The 17,541-nt window shown below is 71.3% G+C and carries 19 protein-coding genes and 1 tRNA gene; 12 read left to right on the forward strand and 8 right to left on the reverse strand.

Going from position 1 to position 17,541, the window contains the following annotated elements; genetic code table 11:
- The first annotated feature begins 118 nt into the window (after positions 1–118).
- The 8 genes from ACOJVX_RS01095 (at position 119) to ACOJVX_RS01130 (ending at position 6,795) form a co-directional block, all read left to right on the forward strand.
- Positions 119–1,378 (forward strand): CaiB/BaiF CoA transferase family protein, encoded by a 1,260-nt coding sequence (locus ACOJVX_RS01095; RefSeq protein ID WP_422647173.1) that lies wholly within the window; start codon positions 119–121, stop codon positions 1,376–1,378.
- Between the two features lie 316 nt (positions 1,379–1,694).
- The gene (locus tag ACOJVX_RS01100; protein ID WP_030104656.1) at positions 1,695–2,144 is read left to right on the forward strand and encodes a Fur family transcriptional regulator; all 450 of its coding nucleotides are present in this window, start codon (positions 1,695–1,697) and stop codon (positions 2,142–2,144) included.
- 22 nt (positions 2,145–2,166) lie between these two features.
- On the forward strand, positions 2,167–3,636 hold the full coding sequence (locus tag ACOJVX_RS01105; RefSeq protein WP_035291463.1) for a catalase: 1,470 nt from the start codon (positions 2,167–2,169) through the stop codon (positions 3,634–3,636).
- A gap of 222 nt (positions 3,637–3,858) precedes the next feature.
- Entirely contained in the window at positions 3,859–4,407 is a 549-nt protein-coding gene (locus ACOJVX_RS01110) for a peptidoglycan recognition protein family protein (RefSeq protein WP_030104654.1), read from the forward strand.
- Positions 4,408–4,410: 3 nt separating this feature from the next.
- Positions 4,411–4,845: a hypothetical protein gene (locus ACOJVX_RS01115; RefSeq protein ID WP_418154570.1), complete on the forward strand. Its 435-nt coding sequence runs from the start codon at positions 4,411–4,413 to the stop codon at positions 4,843–4,845.
- A gap of 167 nt (positions 4,846–5,012) precedes the next feature.
- Positions 5,013–5,573 (forward strand): NADPH-dependent FMN reductase, encoded by a 561-nt coding sequence (locus ACOJVX_RS01120; RefSeq protein ID WP_026417670.1) that lies wholly within the window; start codon positions 5,013–5,015, stop codon positions 5,571–5,573.
- A gap of 237 nt (positions 5,574–5,810) precedes the next feature.
- A complete protein-coding gene (locus ACOJVX_RS01125) occupies positions 5,811–6,236 on the forward strand; it encodes an organic hydroperoxide resistance protein (RefSeq protein ID WP_026417669.1) in 426 nt (141 codons plus the stop codon).
- A 73-nt stretch (positions 6,237–6,309) separates the two neighbouring features.
- Positions 6,310–6,795 carry a ferritin-like domain-containing protein gene (locus tag ACOJVX_RS01130; RefSeq protein WP_026417668.1) on the forward strand — a complete coding sequence of 162 codons (486 nt, stop codon included), beginning with the start codon at positions 6,310–6,312 and terminating at the stop codon, positions 6,793–6,795.
- Between the two features lie 88 nt (positions 6,796–6,883).
- On the opposite strand, the gene ACOJVX_RS01135 is transcribed toward ACOJVX_RS01130, so the two are convergent.
- The 4 genes from ACOJVX_RS01135 to ACOJVX_RS01150 all read right to left on the reverse strand — a co-directional run bounded on the left by ACOJVX_RS01135 (position 6,884) and on the right by ACOJVX_RS01150 (position 10,436).
- Positions 6,884–8,752, reverse strand: coding sequence for a prolyl oligopeptidase family serine peptidase (locus ACOJVX_RS01135; protein ID WP_422647174.1), 1,869 nt, complete (start codon positions 8,750–8,752; stop codon positions 6,884–6,886).
- 181 nt (positions 8,753–8,933) lie between these two features.
- The gene (locus ACOJVX_RS01140; RefSeq protein WP_026417666.1) at positions 8,934–9,146 is read right to left on the reverse strand and encodes a hypothetical protein; all 213 of its coding nucleotides are present in this window, start codon (positions 9,144–9,146) and stop codon (positions 8,934–8,936) included.
- A 202-nt stretch (positions 9,147–9,348) separates the two neighbouring features.
- Positions 9,349–9,422: transfer RNA gene (locus ACOJVX_RS01145), tRNA-Pro, on the reverse strand.
- Between the two features lie 51 nt (positions 9,423–9,473).
- On the reverse strand, positions 9,474–10,436 hold the full coding sequence (locus ACOJVX_RS01150) for a metallophosphoesterase (protein WP_030226139.1): 963 nt from the start codon (positions 10,434–10,436) through the stop codon (positions 9,474–9,476).
- 119 nt (positions 10,437–10,555) lie between these two features.
- Here ACOJVX_RS01150 and ACOJVX_RS01155 point away from each other — a divergent pair, with 119 nt between their 5' ends.
- Entirely contained in the window at positions 10,556–11,020 is a 465-nt protein-coding gene (locus tag ACOJVX_RS01155) for a GatB/YqeY domain-containing protein (RefSeq protein WP_026417665.1), read from the forward strand.
- A 28-nt stretch (positions 11,021–11,048) separates the two neighbouring features.
- Here ACOJVX_RS01155 and ACOJVX_RS01160 read toward each other — a convergent pair whose 3' ends face one another.
- Positions 11,049–13,547: a penicillin-binding protein gene (locus tag ACOJVX_RS01160; protein WP_418154566.1), complete on the reverse strand. Its 2,499-nt coding sequence runs from the start codon at positions 13,545–13,547 to the stop codon at positions 11,049–11,051.
- 262 nt (positions 13,548–13,809) lie between these two features.
- On the opposite strand from ACOJVX_RS01160, the gene ACOJVX_RS01165 reads away from it, so the two are divergent.
- Positions 13,810–14,109 (forward strand): WhiB family transcriptional regulator, encoded by a 300-nt coding sequence (locus tag ACOJVX_RS01165; protein ID WP_016701412.1) that lies wholly within the window; start codon positions 13,810–13,812, stop codon positions 14,107–14,109.
- Between the two features lie 157 nt (positions 14,110–14,266).
- Here the strand turns inward: ACOJVX_RS01165 and ACOJVX_RS01170 are convergent, their stop codons facing one another.
- From ACOJVX_RS01170 to ACOJVX_RS01180, 3 genes are all read right to left on the reverse strand, one after another.
- Positions 14,267–15,433, reverse strand: a complete 1,167-nt coding sequence (locus tag ACOJVX_RS01170; protein WP_422647175.1) for an ArsA family ATPase — start codon at positions 15,431–15,433, stop codon at positions 14,267–14,269.
- On the reverse strand, positions 15,430–16,434 hold the full coding sequence (locus tag ACOJVX_RS01175; RefSeq protein WP_030104649.1) for an ArsA-related P-loop ATPase: 1,005 nt from the start codon (positions 16,432–16,434) through the stop codon (positions 15,430–15,432). Before ACOJVX_RS01175 ends, ACOJVX_RS01170 begins: the two co-directional genes overlap by 4 nt.
- Positions 16,435–16,523: 89 nt before the next feature.
- Positions 16,524–16,775, reverse strand: a complete 252-nt coding sequence (locus tag ACOJVX_RS01180) for a hypothetical protein (protein ID WP_026417662.1) — start codon at positions 16,773–16,775, stop codon at positions 16,524–16,526.
- A 113-nt stretch (positions 16,776–16,888) separates the two neighbouring features.
- Between ACOJVX_RS01180 and ACOJVX_RS01185 the strand changes: the two genes are divergently transcribed.
- Positions 16,889–17,044 carry a DUF4177 domain-containing protein gene (locus tag ACOJVX_RS01185; protein WP_016696652.1) on the forward strand — a complete coding sequence of 52 codons (156 nt, stop codon included), beginning with the start codon at positions 16,889–16,891 and terminating at the stop codon, positions 17,042–17,044.
- A gap of 10 nt (positions 17,045–17,054) precedes the next feature.
- Positions 17,055–17,528, forward strand: coding sequence for a RidA family protein (locus tag ACOJVX_RS01190; protein ID WP_245588699.1), 474 nt, complete (start codon positions 17,055–17,057; stop codon positions 17,526–17,528).
- Positions 17,529–17,541: the final 13 nt, after the last annotated feature.

Below are 17,541 nucleotides of genomic sequence, written 5' to 3' on the forward strand. Positions count from 1 at the left end.
CTTGTCACCGTTCACTCGACGCATATCACCCGGTCGCGCGGAGAATCGCCGAAAAGTTGGGTTGACGAAGCGCCGTTGTGGTTAGCACATCGCGCGGGGCGAGAGACGGGAGAGCACTGTGGTCGGGGAGACCAACTTCGGACGGGAAGGACGCGGGGACGGCGGAGCGGCGGTCCCGGGTGGCGGCGGGAACCCGACGGGCACCGGCCCGCTGGCGGGCGTCCGGGTCGTGGAGCTGGCGGGGATCGGGCCCGCGCCGTTCTGCGGGATGCTGCTCGCCGACCTGGGCGCGGAGGTCGTCCGGGTGGACCGGCCCGATGGCGCGCACCTCATCGACGACGGCCGGCACGACCTGTTGGGGCGCGGCAAGCGTTCGGTGGCGATCGACCTGAAGGACCCCAGGGGCGCCGCGGCGGTCCGTGACCTCGCGGCCACCGCCGACGTGCTGATCGAGGGGTTCCGGCCCGGGGTCGCCGAGCGGCTGGGTGTCGGCCCCGCCGACTGCGCGGCCAGGAACCCGGCCCTGGTGTACGGGCGGATGACCGGCTGGGGCCAGGACGGGCCACTCGCGCACACCGCGGGGCACGACATCGGCTACATCGCCGTCACCGGGGTGTTGCACTCCATCGGCCGGGCGGGGTCCCCACCGAGCATCCCGCTGAACCTGCTCGGCGACTTCGGGGGCGGCGGGATGTACCTGGCCGTCGGCGTGCTCGCCGCGTTGCTGCGGGTCGCCCGAGGGGGCGCGGGGCAGGTGGTCGACGCCGCCATCGTCGACGGGACCACGCATCTCGCCACCTTCGTCCACGCGATGCTCGCGGCCGGGCGGTGGCGCGACGAGCGGGGTGCCAACCTGCTCGACTCCGGCGCGCCCTACTACGAGGTCTACGAGGCGTCGGACGGCGGCTACCTGGCGGTGGGTGCGTTGGAGCCGAAGTTCTACGCGGAGTTCCTCCGGCTGCTGGGGGTGCCCCCCGAGGTGGGTGCGCGTGAGCCGGACCGGTGGCCCGAGCTGCGGGAGACGTTGGCGGCCGCCTTCAGGACCAGGACGAGGGACGCGTGGGCGACCGTCTTCGCGGACAGCGATGCCTGCGTGGCCCCGGTGCTGTCGTTGCGGGAAGCGGCCGCTCACCAGCAGCTGGCCGCGCGGCGCACCTTCGTCACGGTGGACGGGGTGCAGCAGCCCGCCCCGGCGCCCCGCTTCGCGGGGACCCCCGCCGCCATGCCCGGGCGTCCCGCGCTGCGCGGTGAGCACACCGAGGAGGTGCTCCTGGAGTGGGGAGTGGCGAACACCGCGGACCTGCTCGCCTCCCGCGTCGTCGTGCAACGGCAGGAGCACGTCGGCGAGCAGGTGGCGGTGGACACCGCGTCGCGCTGAGGCCGCCGTCCCCTCCGAGGAGCGCGAACGTGGTCGGGCGGTGCGGCTCCCACCCTCCCCCCGCTCGCCGTCCGGACCAGCGAGCGGGGGAGAGCACCGCTCGCGGGCCCACGCGCGCCTCCTCGGTCACCGGACCCGGCTCTGGACCGGGTTGGGGCGCGCCGGCGGGACGAGTAGCCGTGGCGTCGGGCACCGAGCGCTACCGGGGCGGTGCTGGTCGGGGGACAGTGGGCGTTCCGTCTCCTCGACGGGCGGTCAATGTTGACCACATCGGTTACTTGACTGATTCCAGATTAAGTGCTGAACTGGGGACACCATGAACGACGCCAACGCCCTGTCACCGGCCCCGCCGGCCGTCCCGGACACCCGGGCCGCCCTGCGGGCCGCTGGGCTGCGAGTGACCGCCCCACGTCTGGCGGCGCTCGAATGGCTCGCCGAGAACCCGCACCAGACGGCGGACCAGGTGGCGGTCGCGGTGCGCGCGCGCTTGGGGACGGTCTCCACGCAGGCCGTCTACGACGTGCTGCACGCCTGCACCTCCGCCGGGTTGCTTCGCCGGATCGAGCCGGCCGGGCATCCGGCGCGGTTCGAGACACGGACCGGGGACAACCACCACCATCTGGTCTGTCGGCGGTGCGGACGTACCACCGATGTCGACTGCGTTCGCGGCGCGGCGCCCTGCCTGCACCCGTCGGACGTCGCCGGTTTCACGGTGGACGAGGCGGAGGTCGTGTTCTGGGGCCTGTGCGCCGAGTGCGCGGGTTGAGAACGGGCAGTTCCCACCACGGATGGAACGACGAGGAGGACGCGTGGCCGAGGCGCGCTACACCACGAACAACGTCGGGATCCCGGTCGCGAGTGACGACCACTCGCTGACCGCGGGCCCGAACGGGCCGATCCTGTTGCAGGATCACTACCTGATCGAGAAGAACGCTCAGTTCAACCGCGAGCGGGTGCCCGAGCGCGTGGTGCACGCCAAGGGCGGGGGCGCCTTCGGGTTCTTCGAGGTCACCGAGGACGTCAGCCAGTACACGAAGGCCGCCGTCTTCCAGCCGGGGACTCGGACCGAGAGCCTGGTCCGGTTCTCCACGGTCGCCGGTGAGCTCGGCTCGCCGGACACCTGGCGCGACCCGCGCGGGTTCGCGATCAAGTTCTACACGTCCGAGGGCAACTACGACATCGTCGGGAACAACACGCCCATCTTCTTCATCAGGGACCCCATCAAGTTCCCCGACTTCATCCGCTCGCAGAAGCGCCGTGCGGACAACCACCTGCGCGACCACGACATGCAGTGGGACTTCTGGACCCTCCAGCCCGAGTCGGCCCACCAGGTCACCTGGCTGATGGGCGACCGGGGTCTGCCCCGGACGTGGCGGCACCAGAACGGCTACGGCTCGCACACCTTCCTGTGGGAGAACGCTGGCGGCGAGAAGTTCTGGGTCAAGTACCACTTCAAGACCGACCAGGGCATCGAGTACCTGACGCAGAGCGAGGCCGACCAGCTCGCGGGGCAGGACGCGGACTACCACATCCGCGATCTGTTCAACAGCATCAAGGCGGGCGAGCACCCGTCCTGGACGCTGTACGTGCAGGTCATGCCCTACGAGGACGCAGCGGACTACCGGTTCAACCCGTTCGACCTGACCAAGGTGTGGCCGCACGGCGACTACCCCCTGATCAAGGTCGGCCGGATGGTCCTCGACCGGAACCCGGACAACTACTTCGCGCAGATCGAGCAGTCGGCCTTCGAGCCGACGAACCTGGTGCCCGGCATCGGGCCGTCCCCGGACAAGATGCTGCTCGGCCGCATGTTCTCCTACCCGGACGCCCACCGGTACCGGATCGGCGCGAACTACGCGCAGCTGCCGGTGAACCAGCCGAAGGCCCCCGTCAACAGCTACTCCAAGGACGGGGCCATGCGCTACTCGAACCCGGGTGACCCGGTGTACGCGCCCAACTCCTTCGGTGGCGCGCACGCCAGCGCCGCGGTGGCGGGTGAGACGGCGGCAGGTTTCGGGGTGCGGGACGAGATCGTTCGGTCCGCCTACCAGCTGCACTCCGAGGACGACGACTTCGGCCAGCCCGGCACCCTCGTTCGGGAGGTCCTCAACGACGACCAGCGCGCTCGGCTGGTCGGCAACATCGTGGGGCACCTGAGCAACGGGGTGTCGAAGCCGATCCTGGAGCGCGCGCTCCAGTACTGGCGCAACGTCGACAAGGGACTGGGCGACAAGGTGGCCGAGTCCTTCGAGAGCTGACGCGTCCACGGGGGCGGGCCCACCCTCCCCCGCGCCGTGTCCCGGGCGCCGAAGTCTCCTCCTCCGTGACCAACCTGCCCCGCCCGATCACTCGCTCGCGTCACTTCGTCCCCCTTCTTGGCGGTACCCGTGTGGGCCAATTGGCGGGACGATCTCCTGGTGTGAAATTCACCACCAAAGGAATTGGTGGGTTGTTCGGTGACATGAAGGGGGCGAGCAACGATGGCGCACGCGACCTGGCTGGCCGACGTCCTGCGGGAACGAGGGCTGCGGGTCCACGAGGAGGCCGGTTGGAAGGAACGCGGGCACGGCGGCCTCGGCGAGATCCGCGGCGTGATGCTGCACCACACGGCCGGGCCGGCGGAGGGCAACTACCCCTCGCTCGCCGTGGTCCGGGACGGCACCTCGGCTCTCACCGGACCGTTGGCCCAGCTCGGCCTGGCGCGCGACGGCACGTGGATCGTGATCGCCGCCGGGCTCGCCTACCACGCGGGGCGGGGAGGGCCCTGGCGCGATGTCCCCGTCGACACCGGGAACGAGCACCTGCTCGGAGTCGAGGCCGAGTCGGTGGGCACCAGGCGTGACTGGACCGAGGCCCAGCTGGACTCCTACCCGCGCGGTGTGGCGGCCCTGCTCACCCACGTCGGCCTCGGGGTGGAACGCACCATCGCGCACAAGGAGTGGGCCCCGGGGCGGAAGAACGACCCCGCGCACTGGCCAGGCGACATGCGTGCCTTCCGGGACACCGTGGCCGGCCACCTGGGAGCGTGACCGATGACCGCCGTACCCCCACCCACCGCCGAGGAGATCGCCAGCGCGGTGTGGAACGCCTTCATCAACTTCCACGGCACCGGTCGCGGCGCACCGGCCTGGCAGATGCTCTCCGAGGCGAGCAAGTACGCGGGTCTCGCGGCCGCCAACACGGCCGCCGTCCCGGTCGGGGCCACCACGGCCGAGGAGGCGCCCGCCGTCCTGCCGGTGAACATGATGACGGCGAGCCTGTACGCGCTGTTCCGCCAGTCCAGCCACGTCGACGAGCCCCCGCCACCTCCGACCCACGCGGGCGCCCCGGGGCCCGGGATCACGGCGAGCCCGCGGCGGTCCTTCCTCGACCTGCTCCGGGAGGACGTCCTCGCCGTCCTCGGGCCGGACCGCGCGTCCGAGGCCGAACGGATCGTCCGCCGGGTTTCCGCTCGGATGACCAGCTGACCAGCGCCAGATCGCCTCCTCCTGGCTCACCCCACCCAGGCGGGCGCGGTGACTTGACCTCGAGTTGGCTTGAGGTCCTAGGCTCGGCCACCCGCCGGGTCGCACGGTGTGGGAACAGCCGTTTCGGCGGGTCACAGGAGTCGATGCGAATGGCAGGATGGGGAATCATGACGATCACGGTGGTGGGCCTGGGCGGTTCGATACGCGACGATTCCCAGTCCGAGCGGGTGCTGAGGACGGTGCTGGCCGGCGTGGCCGAACGCGGCGCGAAAACCTCCATCCTGACCGGCTCGGATCTCCTCCTCCCCTTCTACGACCCGGCGATCAGCGAGCGCACCGCCCGCGCGGAGCGCCTGGTGGCCGAGCTGCGGGACGCCGACGGAGTGGTGCTGGTGTCCCCGGGCTACCACGGCACGGTCTCCGGTCTGGTGAAGAACGCGCTCGACTACGTCGAGGACCTGCGCACGGACGACCGGCCCTACCTGCACGGCCGGGCCGTCGGCTGTGTCGCGACCGCCAGCGGGTGGCAGGCCGGGGTCAGCACCCTGAACGCCCTCCGGTCCATCGTGCACGCCCTCCGGGGCTGGCCGACCCCGCTCGGAGCCTCGTTGCACTCAGGACAGGTCCGGTTCGACGACATCGGTGGCTGTTCCGACGACGGTGTCGCCGACACCCTGCGCACGATCGGGGAGCAGGTCGTGGACTTCGCCGAGCAGTACCGGCGCTGACGCGCGTCGACGACCTCCGCCCAGGCCCGGCCAACTCCGTTCGAACCGGCGGTGCCCGGTCCGAGCCGGGCCGGGGCACCGGCCCCGAAGACGAGCGCGGGCCGCCTGAGCTCCAAGGCCACCGAGCATAATCACCGCACTCCCGGGTACCCGGCAAGAGTGGCGGACAGCCGCCACGTCGGTCGGCCGGCCGGCCCCGGCCGGGGCCGGACCAGCACCACACGGGAGGCGGAGGGTATGAGCGCGCGGTACACGGCGGCGGCGGTGTCCGTCGGCGACGGACGGGACGGAGAGGTCCGCAGCGACGACGGGGTGATCGACGAGAAACTCGCCGTCCCCGCCGAACTCGGCGGCCGGGGCGGCCCCGCCACCAACCCCGAGCAGCTGTTCGCGGCGGGTTACTCGGCGTGCTTCCACAGCGCGGTGCTCCAGGCCGCGAGGCTCTCCGGCATCAAGGTCGCCGACAGCCAGGTCGCGACCCAGGTCGCCATCGAGGTCGACGAGGCCGACACCGGCTACCGCCTCGCCGTCAGCCTCCGTGCCCACCTGCCCGGCCTGAACCAACCGCAGGCCGACGAGCTCGTGGAGGCGGCGCACCATATGTGCCCCTACTCCAAGGCGACCCGGGGGAACGTCCCCGTGAGGGTCAGCGCGACCGTCTGAGCGCCAGCCGCCCACCGAGGGTGGGCGCGGCCCACCGACCGGACTCGTCATCCACGGAAGAGGTGTGACAGCCATGAGCAGCAACAGCCCCATCACCAGCACCCTCGGCGACTCCGAACGGGACGTCACCGGGCGGGCGCTGCGAGCCACGCTTCTGGAGCTGGTGGACCTGTCCCTGATCGGCAAGCAGGCGCACTGGAACGTCGTGGGCCCGTTCTTCCGCAGCGTGCACCTGCAGCTCGACGACCTCGTGTCGATGGCGCGGAAGTACTCCGACAAGGTCGCGGAGCGGGCCGCAGCACTCGGTGTCTCGCCGGACGGCAGGGCCAAGTCCGTGGCCGAGGGCTCGGGCCTGCCGAACTACCCGGACGGTTGGCGCCAGGACGGCGACGTCGTGCGGGACGTGGTCGGCATCCTGGACGACCTGGTGCACCGTGTGCGCGCGAGGATCGACGAGACGGACAAGACCGACCAGGTGACGCAGGACCTGCTGATCGCGTTGACCGACAAGCTGGAGGAGGCCCGCTGGATGTGGCAGGCCCAGCTGGCCGGTCGGTGACGGTCGCCCTCCGGGGCTCCCACCGCGGTGGGAGCCCCGGAGCGCGGTCAGCGGCACGGACCGTCGGACGCGGCGGGCGCGGCGAGCCTCAGGCGGCCGCGAGAGCGCGCCGGGCGAAGTGCACCTCGGCGGCCCGCTGGCGCAGCGACTCGGCGACCACCAGCGACCCGTGCCCCGCGTCGTAGCGGTACACCTCGTAGGTCGCGCCCAGCGCCGCCAACCGGTCGAGGTAGTTGTCGATCTGCCGGATCGGGCAACGCGGGTCGTTCTCCCCCGCCAGCACCAGGACCGGCGCCCGCACCTTGTCCACGTAGGTCAGCGGGGAACAGTCCCGGTACCGCTCGGGGACCTCGTCCGGTGACCCACCGAACAACGCGCGGTCGAAGGCCCGGAGCGGTTCCATCTCGTCCTCGTAGGCGGCCAGGTAGTCCGCGACCGGGACACCCGCGATGCCGGCCGCCCACCTGTCCGGCTGGGTGCCCAGCGCCATGAGCGTCAGGTAACCGCCCCAGGACGCCCCCTCCACGACGCTGCGGTCCGGGTCGGTGAGGCCGCTGGCCACCGCCCAGTCGTGAACGGCGGCGACATCCTCCAACTCGGTGAGCCCCGGCCGCCCCTCGATGGCGTCCCGCCACCGCGAGCCGTACCCGGTGGAGCCCCGGTAGTTCACGTGCACCACGGCGAACCCGGCGTCGAGCCACAACGCGCGGTAGGCGGAGAACCGGTCCTCGTCGGCCGCGTGCGGTCCGCCGTGGAGGCTGAACACGGTGGGCAGCGGTCCGTCCGGTGCGTGCTCCGGACGGGCGTACAGCGCGTGGACCCGCCCGCCGGGGCCCTCCACGAACGCGTCCCGCAGCGGTTGGGACGGCGGCGCCGGCGTGCCGCCCGGCTGGAGGATCACCGCGTCGGATCCGTCGGTGTAGAGGGCCCGGACGGCGGCGGGGCGCTCGGCGGAGGACAACGAGTACTCCACCGTGCCGTCCGGCCGGACGTCCGCTCCCGTGACCGTCCCGGTCGCGGTGGGCAACCTGGTCAGGGCGCCGGAGGCGAGATCGTAGTGGTACAGGACGCAGCGGGCCTCGTGCTCGTGGGTGACCAGCAGGGCCGTGCCGTTCGGGTACCAGCTCGCCGACAACTCCCCGGGCAGGTCGATCAGGAGTTCGGTCTCCGTGTCGTTCTCCACGTCCCAGATCAGCAGCTCGGACCGGCCTCGGCGTTCGTGGCTGACCAACAGCCTCGGGTCACCCGCGATGAGCGGGAACCCGAGCGCGGACAGCGACTTGCCCGTCCCGTCCCACTTCTCCGCTACCGGCGCGTCGTCGACCTCGTCACCGCGCACCCGCAGCACGCGGAGGGCCGGGTGGCGGGAGTCACCGTGTTCGGAGTGGGCCAGCACCAGCAGCGACTCGTCGTGGGAAAGGGCCGCGACATCCGCGTCCTGTTCGTGCTGGTAGATCACCCGAGCGGGGTGGTAGCCGCCGTCCTCGGCGGCCCTGCTCGCCCAGATCGTGGTGCCCTCGTCGGTGGAGGCCCCGCAGACGACGACCTCCGCGCCCAGGGCGAGACCAGCCGGGTACCCCTCGTGCACCCCGGGTGGTGCCGCCGCGACGCTGGCGTCCACCGGCAGGCCGGCGAACGGCTCGGTCACCCAACGCCCGAACTCGTTGCCGTCCGTGTCCGAGAACCACCAGATCGTCTCGCCGTCGGGGCTGATGGTGGCGTAGGTGGTCCCGTTCGGCCGGTCCGTGACCTGACGGTGCGTCTCGGTCGCCCGGTCCCAGGCGTAGACCTCCCAGACACCGCTGGAGTTGGACACGTACAGGTTGCGGTCGGGGGCGTCCAGCGCCCAGTCGGGGAGTGAGTTCCGAGGCGCGCTGAACCGGGCGCGCCACCGCTCCTCCTCGGCCGGGTCGTCGAACAGGGTCTCCGGGATTTCGGCGCTGGGATGCTTGCTCACCCCCTCGATCCTGCCCGATACCCGCAGCGGGCGAAACGTTCGCACGCGACCACCACGGACGGTCCGACCCGGCAGGGTGCCGGCGGGGGAGTGCCGCGTCCTGCCTCGGCTGGCTCCACGGGCGCGCCGCGACCCCCGTGGGTAGCCCAACCGGCCGGGCAGGTGTCCCGCCGGAGGCAGGTCAGGGGAGGGCGATGGGGTGGCGGTCGTACCCGCCGCCCGCGCACTCGGGGCCGTGGGGGTGGAACGTCAGCGTTCCCCCAGCCTCGACGCAGCCACGTACCGGTACCGAGGGGAGCAGGTTGGGCTGGGAGTCGGTCGGAGGCCACGGCGGCGCACCGCCCATGAGGGCGAGCGCGAACACGACGGCACCGAGGGCAGGACGGGAGTCCATGAGGCTGCAGGCACCTTCCCGGAGACGAGCTGGCGACCCCACTCTCGCAGCATGGATCGGACAGGTGAACGGCGACCGCACCATGATCACCCGATCGAGGAGGTCCCGCCGGCCGCGCTCGACAGGGCCGGGCCGCCTCCACACATGACGAAGGCCCAGGTCGGGAACACACGACGTTTCCCTGACCTGGGCCTCCGGTCTGTCGGGGTGGCGGGATTTGAACCCACGACCTCTTCGACCCGAACGAAGCGCGCTCCCAAGCTGCGCCACACCCCGATCGTCTTGCGACCAGCCCCGCAGGGGCCTCACCGCCTGACGGAACAGAGTCTAGCCCATGCCCCCACCCGCCCGGAAACCGGCCGTCGGTTTCGCCGGCACCGGCCCGGAACCAGCCTCGCGAGGTCGTGGCACCAGGGTCAACAGGCTGGCCTCCGGCGGGCAGGCAAAGCGGACCGGCGCGTAGGGCGACGTCCCGAGGCCCGCGGAGACGTGGAGCCAGGTGTGCGCTCCCCACCGCGAGGCCCCGCGTGCCCGCGAACGGTCCAGTTCGCAGTTGGTCACCAGGGCACCGTAGAAGGGGACCCGCAACTGGCCACCGTGGGTGTGGCCGGCGAGCACCAGGTCGTAACCGTCGTCGGCGAAGCGGTCCAGGACCCGCGGTTCCGGGGAGTGCGTCACACCCAGGGACAACCTGGCCCGGGGGTCCGGGCGGCCCTCGATGTCGTCGTAGCGGTCCCGGCGGAGGTGGGGGTCGTCGACGCCGGCGGCCACGACCAGCTGGCCCCCCACCCGGAAGCTCCGCCGCTGGTGGGTCAGGTCGAGCCAACCTCGCTCGGTCAACGCCGCCCGCAGATCCCGCCAGGGCAGCGGCACGCCGTGGATACGCTTGGTCCGGCGGACCGGCAGCAGGTACCGCGCCGGGTTCTTGGGTTTGGGCGCGTAGTAGTCGTTGCTGCCGAAGACGAAGACCCCGGGTCGATCGAGCAGGGGGCCCAGTGCCCGCAGTGCGGCGGGAACAGCCTGGTGGTGCGCGAGGTTGTCCCCGGTGTTCACCACCAGGTCCGGTTCGAGCGCGTCCAACGCGGCCACCCATTCCTGCTTGGAGCGCTGGTTCGGCGTCATGTGCAGGTCGGAGACGTGGAGGACACGGATCGGCCGGCTTCCGGGCGCGAGCACGGGCAGCGTGACGTTCCGAAGCGTCCAGTGCCGTCGTTCGATCCCGGCGGCATAGCCGACGGCCGCGACCCCGAGGGCGGCGGTTCCGATCAAGGTGCGCCCGAGAGTGTTCACCCGATTCAGCTTACGGCCTCGGGTCTGATCCGCCCGACCGGCGATGGGTGCGGGACGGACCGGGCCGCTCCGACCACCGCGATCACCCGAGCCAGCCGGCCACGGCGTACGTTCCGAGCGTGAGCGATCTCGAGGAACGGCTGCGCGCCGATCTGGTGGCGGCGATGAAGAGCAGGGACACCCGCGTGGTCGGAACCCTCCGCACGGTGCTGGGTGCCATCGGCAACGCCGAAGGGCGGACGGGCCGCCCGCTGACCGAGGCGGAGGTGACCCAGACCGTCGCCAAGGAGGCCAGGAAGCGGGACGAGGCGGCCGAGGCCTTCGGGTCGGCCGGTCGGGCGGACACGGCCGAGGCGGAGCGGGCCGAGGCGGACATCCTCCGCGCCTACCTCCCCCGTCAGTTGGGGGAGGACGAGCTCACCGAGCTCGTCGGCGCCGCCATCGAGGAGGTCGGAGCGCGGTTGGGCCGGCGACCGGGCCCGGCCGACCTGGGACAGGTGATGAAGGCGGCCACCGCCAGGGTGGCCGGCCGCGCCGACGGGAGCCGGGTGGTGGAACTCGTGCGGGCCGGCCTCCAGGCTTGAGCAGGAGGCCGGCCCGCGGGTAACGGAGTCAGTTGCCCTCGCCCACCGGTGGATCGGTGGGCGGTTGGTCACCGCCGTCGTCCGGGGGTTCCGGTAGCTCGGGCTGGGTTGGCTCGGGTGCGGGCGGAGGGACCGGCGGCACGCTGGGCCCACCCTCCTCGGGCGGGGGAGCCGGGGTGCCGCCCTCGCCGGGCGGCTGATCCGTCGGACCGGGTTGCTCGGTCTCCGCCGGCGGCACGTACCCGGTGCTGACCGAGATCGTGATCGTGTCCCCGGGGAGGGCGAAGCCCCGGGGGGACTGGGTCACCACGGTGCCGCGCGGCTCGCTGCTGTTGGTCTGCGCCTCGGACACCTGGTAACCGGCCTCCTGGAGGACCGTGCGGGCCTGGGCGGCGCCCATCCCGACCACGTTGGGAACCTGGTGGTCCTCACCGCCGAACTCGAACTTGGGGTCCAGCGCGGGCAGCGGAGCCACCGGCAGGCCCTCGTGCACCCCGGTCATCGTCGCGAACCACGTTCGGGCGGGGATGCGCCCTCCGTAGATGTTGCCGTTGTCCCCGCACAGCATCGGCGGGTCGCCGTCGCAGATCCCCTGCACCGAGGTCCCGTCGCTGAAGGTGAGCACCGCGCCGGCCATCTGCGGGGTCGCGCCGATGAACCCGGCGGACATGTGGTTCTGGGTGGTGCCGGTCTTGCCGAGCATCGGCCTGTCCCAGCTCACCTGCTGGGCTGCGGCCCGCGCGGTGCCCTCCGTGTCGTCCTTGCTCATCCCCACGAAGAGCGCGTCCGCGACCTCCTTCTCGACCGCCTGCTCGCAGTCGGCCTCGGTGATCGCCACCGGGTTGCCGTGCCGGTCGAGGACCTCCTCGATCGGGGAGGGCGGGCACCACACCCCGTTGCTGGCGATCGTCGCGGCGACGTTGGACAGCTCCAGCACGCTCGTCGGGGTGAAGCCGAGGGTGAAGGCACCGATGCCCCGTCCCTTGAGGAACTCCGCCTGCGGGAGTCGCTGCTCCTCGCGCTCGGCGGTGGGGTCGATCTGGCCGCCCTGGTGGTTGATGCCGGTCATGCCCTGCCGGAGGCCGAGGCGCTCCGCCATGTCCACCACCGCGTCGAGCCCAACCCGCTCCTGCAACGCCACGAAGGAGGTGTTGGGGGACTTCGCCAGGGCGTCCTGGAGGGTCATCCGGGCCGGGTACCCGTCGTTGTCGTTGCTGACCTGGTAGGGCGCCCCGTTGTTGAAGTACACCGAGGACACGTGGGTGGTGGGCACGTCGACCTCGTTCTGGATGCCCATGCCCGCCTCGAGGGCGGCCGCCGCCGTGAAGGTCTTGTAGATCGACCCCGCACCGAACATCGTCATGCCGCTGGGCAGCGGGTACATCGTCTGACCGGCCTCGGGGTCCAGCCCGTAGTCCCGGTTGGCCACCAGCGCACGGACCTTGTGGCCGTCGTGCCCAGGCTCCACGACCGCCATCGCGTTCGCGATGCCCTCGGTCGTCTTGGGCACCTGGTCCTCGGCCGCGCGCTTCGCCATCTCGGTGATCGAGTGGTCCAGCGTGGTCCGGATCGTGTAGCCGCCGCGCTTGAGCTGGTCCTTGGAGAAGCCGGCGCTCGCGAGGTAGTCGATGACGTACTCGCAGAAGAAGCCGTCGCTCGGCCCGGCGCCCACGCAGTCGTTCGGGGGGCGCCCCAACGGCTGCGCGAGCCCGAGGGGTTCCCGTTTCGCCTCCTCGGCGGCCTCCTCGGAGATGTGCCCCTGCTCCGCCATCAACCCGATGACGATGTTGCGCCGCCGCTTCGCCTCCTCCGGGTTGCGTTCGGGGTTCAACGAGCCGGGGCTGTTGACGATCCCCGCGAGCAGGGCGGCCTGCGGAACGGTCAACTGGTCCGCCGTCGTGTTGAAGTAGGTGCGCGCGGCGGCGCCGACGCCGTAGGTCTGGTTGCCGAAGGGCACGATGTTCAGGTAGCCGGCGAGGATCTCCTCCTTGTCGAGGTTCTGCTCCAGTTGGAGGGCGATCCGGATCTCGCGCAGCTTCCTGGCGGGGGTCTGCTCGATCGCCTTGGCCTGTTCCGCGGGGCTGTCGGCGGCGACCACGTGCACCAGGTAGTTCTTGACGTACTGCTGGGTGAGGGTGGAACCGCCCTGCGCGATGCTGCCGGACATCTGGTTCGTCACCGCCGCGCGGAACGTGCCCCGCCAGTCGACGCCCTCGTGCTGGTAGAAGCGCTGGTCCTCCACCGCGATGATGGCCGCCTTCATGCTGTCGGCGATCTCGTGCGGCTCCACCAGCACCCGGTACTGGTCGAACAGGTAGGCGATGGGGTCGCCCTCGGAGTCGGTGATCGTGCTGACCAGGGGAGGGTCCGTGGTCACGAGGTCGGCCGAGAGGCTGTCCACAGTGTCACTCGCCTGGTTGGACGCCACGCCGAGACCGCCGACGGCGGGGAACAACACCCCGGCGGCCAGTACCCCCGCGAGCACGCAGAGTCCGAAGAGCTTGAGTACGCCAGCCCGAAACCGCACCCGCTCAGCGTACGTCCGGGGTGGCGCCCGTATAACGACGAAGTGAGGTAGCACCACTCGAAATGATGACTAAGGGTTGCGAAACGGGTGACAGACCGTAATGTTTGTCATACCCGGTGAAATTGATGGAACCAATCTGCTCTACAGTCCGTCAAGGTCTCACGACAAGGTAAGACAGGGCGTTCCATCGGAACGGAATGTCACTGACCGCGGGTGCCGGGGGGGCACCTGGTGAGTCGGAAGACACAAGGAGCTGGGGGACATGATGTTCATCCAGGGGGATTGGCGGGTTCGAGCGGCCTGCCGTGACGAGGACCCTGAGCAGTTGTTCGTCCGAGGAGCGGAACAGCGCAAGGCCAAGGTGGTCTGCATTGGCTGTCCGGTTCGTACCGAGTGTCTGGCCGAGGCGCTGGACAACCGCATCGAGTTCGGTGTCTGGGGCGGGATGACCGAGCGGGAGCGGCGCGCGCTGCTCCGTCGCAGGCCGGACGTCGAGTCCTGGCGCGAGCTGTTGGAGGCCGCGCGCCGCCGCCACACCGACATCGAGTACCAGGTGTCCTGACGGGACACGGTGACGCCGGGCCGGCGCGACGAGGGCGTCGGCCCGGCGGCCCCGCCGAATTGCGTGATCAACCAGTTGTCCGCCCATTGGCCGGCCGTCCGGCCAAATTCCCGGCGATTCCCGATCGCTTTCGCCATTAGCGCGGGAGCGCGTGGGGCTAACCGGCGTCGGGCCTACTCGCGAGTCGTTCGCCGATCTCACGGAGACCCCGCATATCGTGAACATCTTTCGCGAGTGCTGGGACACCGATGATCGGCACTCCCGGATGAGCCCTGGTGAAGCGTGACAGCAACCGGAGTTCGCGGTCCGCGACCGACACCCGGTCGGCGTGCAGGCGGAGCACGGCGGCGGCGAGCGGGGCACCTCCACCGAGCTGGTCCGCCGCCGCGAGGGCGCTGGCGGCCGGCAGGTCGGTGAGCACCGGGTGGGTGCGGTTGGCGACGAGACCCGCCAACGGCATCCGCTCGGTGGCGAGCCGGTCGACGAAGTAGGAGGCCTCCCGCAGGGCATCCGGTTCCGGGGCGGCCACCACCAGGAACGCCGTGCCCGGGGAGCGCAGCATCCGGTAGGTGTGCTCCGCCCGCTCGCGGAAACCCCCGAACATGCTGTCGAAGGCCTGCACGAACGCGGAGGCGTCCGCGAGCAACTGGCCACCGACGATCGTCGAGACCGCCTTGCTGAACAGGCCGAACCCCGCGCCGACGACCCGCCGGATGCCCCGCCCGCCAGCCCTGGCCGGGCCGGCCAGCAACCGGATCAACGTGCCGTCGAGGACCGTCGACAACCGCTGCGGCGCATCGAGGAAGTCCAGTGCGGACCTGCTCGGCGGAGTGTCCACCACGATCAGGTCCCAGTCCCCCTCCTCGGCCAGCTGCCCGAGCTTCTCCATCGCCATGTACTCCTGCGTGCCGGAGAAGGACGAGGAGATGGTCTGGTAGAAGGGGTTGGCCAGGATCTGCTCGGCGCGTTCGTCCCCCGCGTGGGCCAACACCATGTCGTCGAAGGTCCGGCGCATGTCGAGCATCATCGCGTGCAGCTCGCCGGCCGGTTCCTCCTCGGCGAACTCGACCCGACGAGGCTGGTTGCCCAGCTCCCGGAGCCCCAGCGCCTGTGCCAGGCGTCGGGCCGGGTCGATCGTCAGCACGACCGTCCTCCTGCCGAGGCGCGCGGCACGCAACCCGAGCGCGGCCGCGGTCGTCGTCTTGCCGACGCCACCCGAACCGCAGCACACCACGATCTCGGTCCTCGGGCTGGCCAACAACCCGTCGACGTCGAGCGCGGCCGGCCGACGACGGCTCCCGGCCGCTGGTCCCGGTGCCGTCATCGCAGGCCCTGGTCGCGCATGGTCTCGGCGAGCTCGTACAGCGAGGCGAGGTCGACGCCCTCGGTCAGCTCCGGCAGTTCCAGCAACGGCAGGTCGAGCTGGCGGAGGTGCCGCCACGCCTCCTGTTCGGACCGCACCCGCAGGGCGTGCTCCACCGTCTCACCGACGAGCCCGTCCAACTGGTCGTCGGTGAGGGCGAGACCGGCCGACTCCAGCCCGGCCCGAACGCGGGCCTCGTCGAGACGGCCGTCCGCCGCCGCGGCCACCGACCGGGCCGGCAGCCGGTTCGGGCTGATCCGGTTCACCACGACGGCGCCGGGGCGCAGGTCGGCGGCATCCAGTTCCTCCACGGCCTCGACCGCCTCCTGCGCCGGCAGCTCCTCCAAGGTGGTCACCAGGTGCACTGCGGTGTCGCCCGAGTGCAGGAGCCGCACCACCCCCTCGCTCTGGGCCCGGATCGGACCGACCTTCGCGAGGTCGACCATCGCCCGCGTGACGTCGAGGAACCGCACGATGCGGCCGGTGGGTGGCGCGTCCACCACGACCGCGTCGTAGACGTGCCGTCCCCGCTGGTCGGTGCGGCCGACGCACTCCTTGATCTTGCCTGTCAGCAGCACGTCCCGCAGACCGGGAGCGAGGGTGGTGGCGAACTCGATCGCTCCCATCCGGCGCAGCGTCCGCCCGGCGAAGCCGAGGTTGTAGAACATGTCGAGGTACTCCAGCAGCGCGGCCTCGGCGTCCACGGCCAACGCGCGGACCTCACCACCGCCCGGTGCGAGCGCGAGCCGCTCCTCGGAGTAGGGGAGCGGCGCGGTGTCGAAGAGCTGGGCGATCCCCTGCCGCCCCTCGACCTCCACGAGCAGTACCCGACGGCCCCCGTTGGCCAGCGCGAGCGCCACCGCGGCGGCGACCGTCGACTTCCCGGTGCCACCCTTACCCGTGACCACGTGCAGCCGGACCCGCGCGAGCTGCTCGGTCCATCCGGAGCTTGAGGCCCTCACACGGTCAGCCTAAACGCCACGACACGGTCCGGCTCCCGTGCAGTGCCACCACTCCTCCCACCCGGGTACCGGGCGAGCCGGGACACGGGTCAGTCCACCATCGTCAGCACGGCCACGGCGATGCCCGCGGCCGCCACCAGCCCCCAGGCCACGGTCGAGGGAAGCCACAACGCCACGCAGAGGATCGCCACCACCAGCACCGCCGAGGCGATGGCGCCGTTGCGGACCACGTCCCCGCGCGACCGTCCCTTGCGGTCCCTGGCCTGCGCCATCACCACGAGCACCAGGATGCCGCCGAACAGCACCAGCAGGGCGGTGGCCGCCATCCGCCAGATCTCCACCCAGCCACATTACCGACTCGATCCCATCACTCGGTCCCGCCGAACGGTGGTCGGGGAGTCCCCATCCGTGGGACGCGGACGGTGGCCCTTCCGTTACGACTACCCTCCGACACATGACCAAGTGGGAGTACGCCACGGTGCCGTTGTTGATCCATGCCACCAAGCAGATCCTCGACCAGTGGGGCGAGGACGGTTGGGAGTTGGTCACGGTGCTGCCGGGGCCGACCGGTGAGCAGCTGGTCGCCTACCTCAAGCGTCCCAAGGGCTGAGCGCGGAGAGATGAGTGAGGACATGAGGCCTTCCTGGACCCAGCGAATCCAAGAGATCGGGGTGTCGCTGCCCGCGGTCGCCGCGCCGGTGGCCGCCTACGTGCCAGCGATCCGCACCGGCTCCCTCGTCTACACCTCCGGTCAGGTACCGATCGTCGACGGGGCGCTCGCCGCCACCGGGAAGGTCGGGGGCGACGTCAGCCCGGAGGAAGCCAAGCAGCACGCCAGAACCTGCGCCCTCAACGCCCTCGCGGCGGTCGACGCCCTCGTCGGGCTGGACTCGGTGGTCCGGATCGTCAAGGTCGTCGGCTTCGTCGCCTCCGCTGACGGGTTCACCGGCCAGCCCGCCGTGATCAACGGTGCCTCCGAGCTGTTCGGCGAGATCTTCGGCGAGGCCGGCCAGCACGCCAGGTCGGCCGTCGGGGTGTCCGAGCTGCCGCTGGGCGCCCCGGTCGAGGTCGAGATCATCGTCGAGGTCGACTGAACGGGGTTGCACG

It is taken from the genome of Actinoalloteichus caeruleus (genome assembly GCF_049311605.1).
GTDB classification, from domain to species: Bacteria; Actinomycetota; Actinomycetes; order Mycobacteriales; family Pseudonocardiaceae; genus Actinoalloteichus_B; species Actinoalloteichus_B caeruleus.

Bases quoted from the DNA above. Each gene is read 5' to 3' on its own strand.
- ACOJVX_RS01115 (WP_418154570.1), top strand. From the start codon at position 4,411: ATGACCGCCGTACCCCCACCCACCGCCGAGGAGATCGCCAGCGCGGTG.
- ACOJVX_RS01170 (WP_422647175.1), bottom strand. From the start codon at position 15,433: ATGACGGCACCGGGACCAGCGGCCGGGAGCCGTCGTCGGCCGGCCGCG.
- ACOJVX_RS01120 (WP_026417670.1), top strand. From the start codon at position 5,013: ATGACGATCACGGTGGTGGGCCTGGGCGGTTCGATACGCGACGATTCC.
- ACOJVX_RS01100 (WP_030104656.1), top strand. From the start codon at position 1,695: ATGAACGACGCCAACGCCCTGTCACCGGCCCCGCCGGCCGTCCCGGAC.
- ACOJVX_RS01165 (WP_016701412.1), top strand. From the start codon at position 13,810: ATGATGTTCATCCAGGGGGATTGGCGGGTTCGAGCGGCCTGCCGTGAC.
- ACOJVX_RS01125 (WP_026417669.1), top strand. From the start codon at position 5,811: ATGAGCGCGCGGTACACGGCGGCGGCGGTGTCCGTCGGCGACGGACGG.
- ACOJVX_RS01110 (WP_030104654.1), top strand. From the start codon at position 3,859: ATGGCGCACGCGACCTGGCTGGCCGACGTCCTGCGGGAACGAGGGCTG.
- ACOJVX_RS01185 (WP_016696652.1), top strand. From the start codon at position 16,889: ATGACCAAGTGGGAGTACGCCACGGTGCCGTTGTTGATCCATGCCACC.
- ACOJVX_RS01105 (WP_035291463.1), top strand. From the start codon at position 2,167: ATGGAACGACGAGGAGGACGCGTGGCCGAGGCGCGCTACACCACGAAC.
- ACOJVX_RS01130 (WP_026417668.1), top strand. From the start codon at position 6,310: ATGAGCAGCAACAGCCCCATCACCAGCACCCTCGGCGACTCCGAACGG.
- ACOJVX_RS01190 (WP_245588699.1), top strand. From the start codon at position 17,055: ATGAGTGAGGACATGAGGCCTTCCTGGACCCAGCGAATCCAAGAGATC.
- ACOJVX_RS01140 (WP_026417666.1), bottom strand. From the start codon at position 9,146: ATGGACTCCCGTCCTGCCCTCGGTGCCGTCGTGTTCGCGCTCGCCCTC.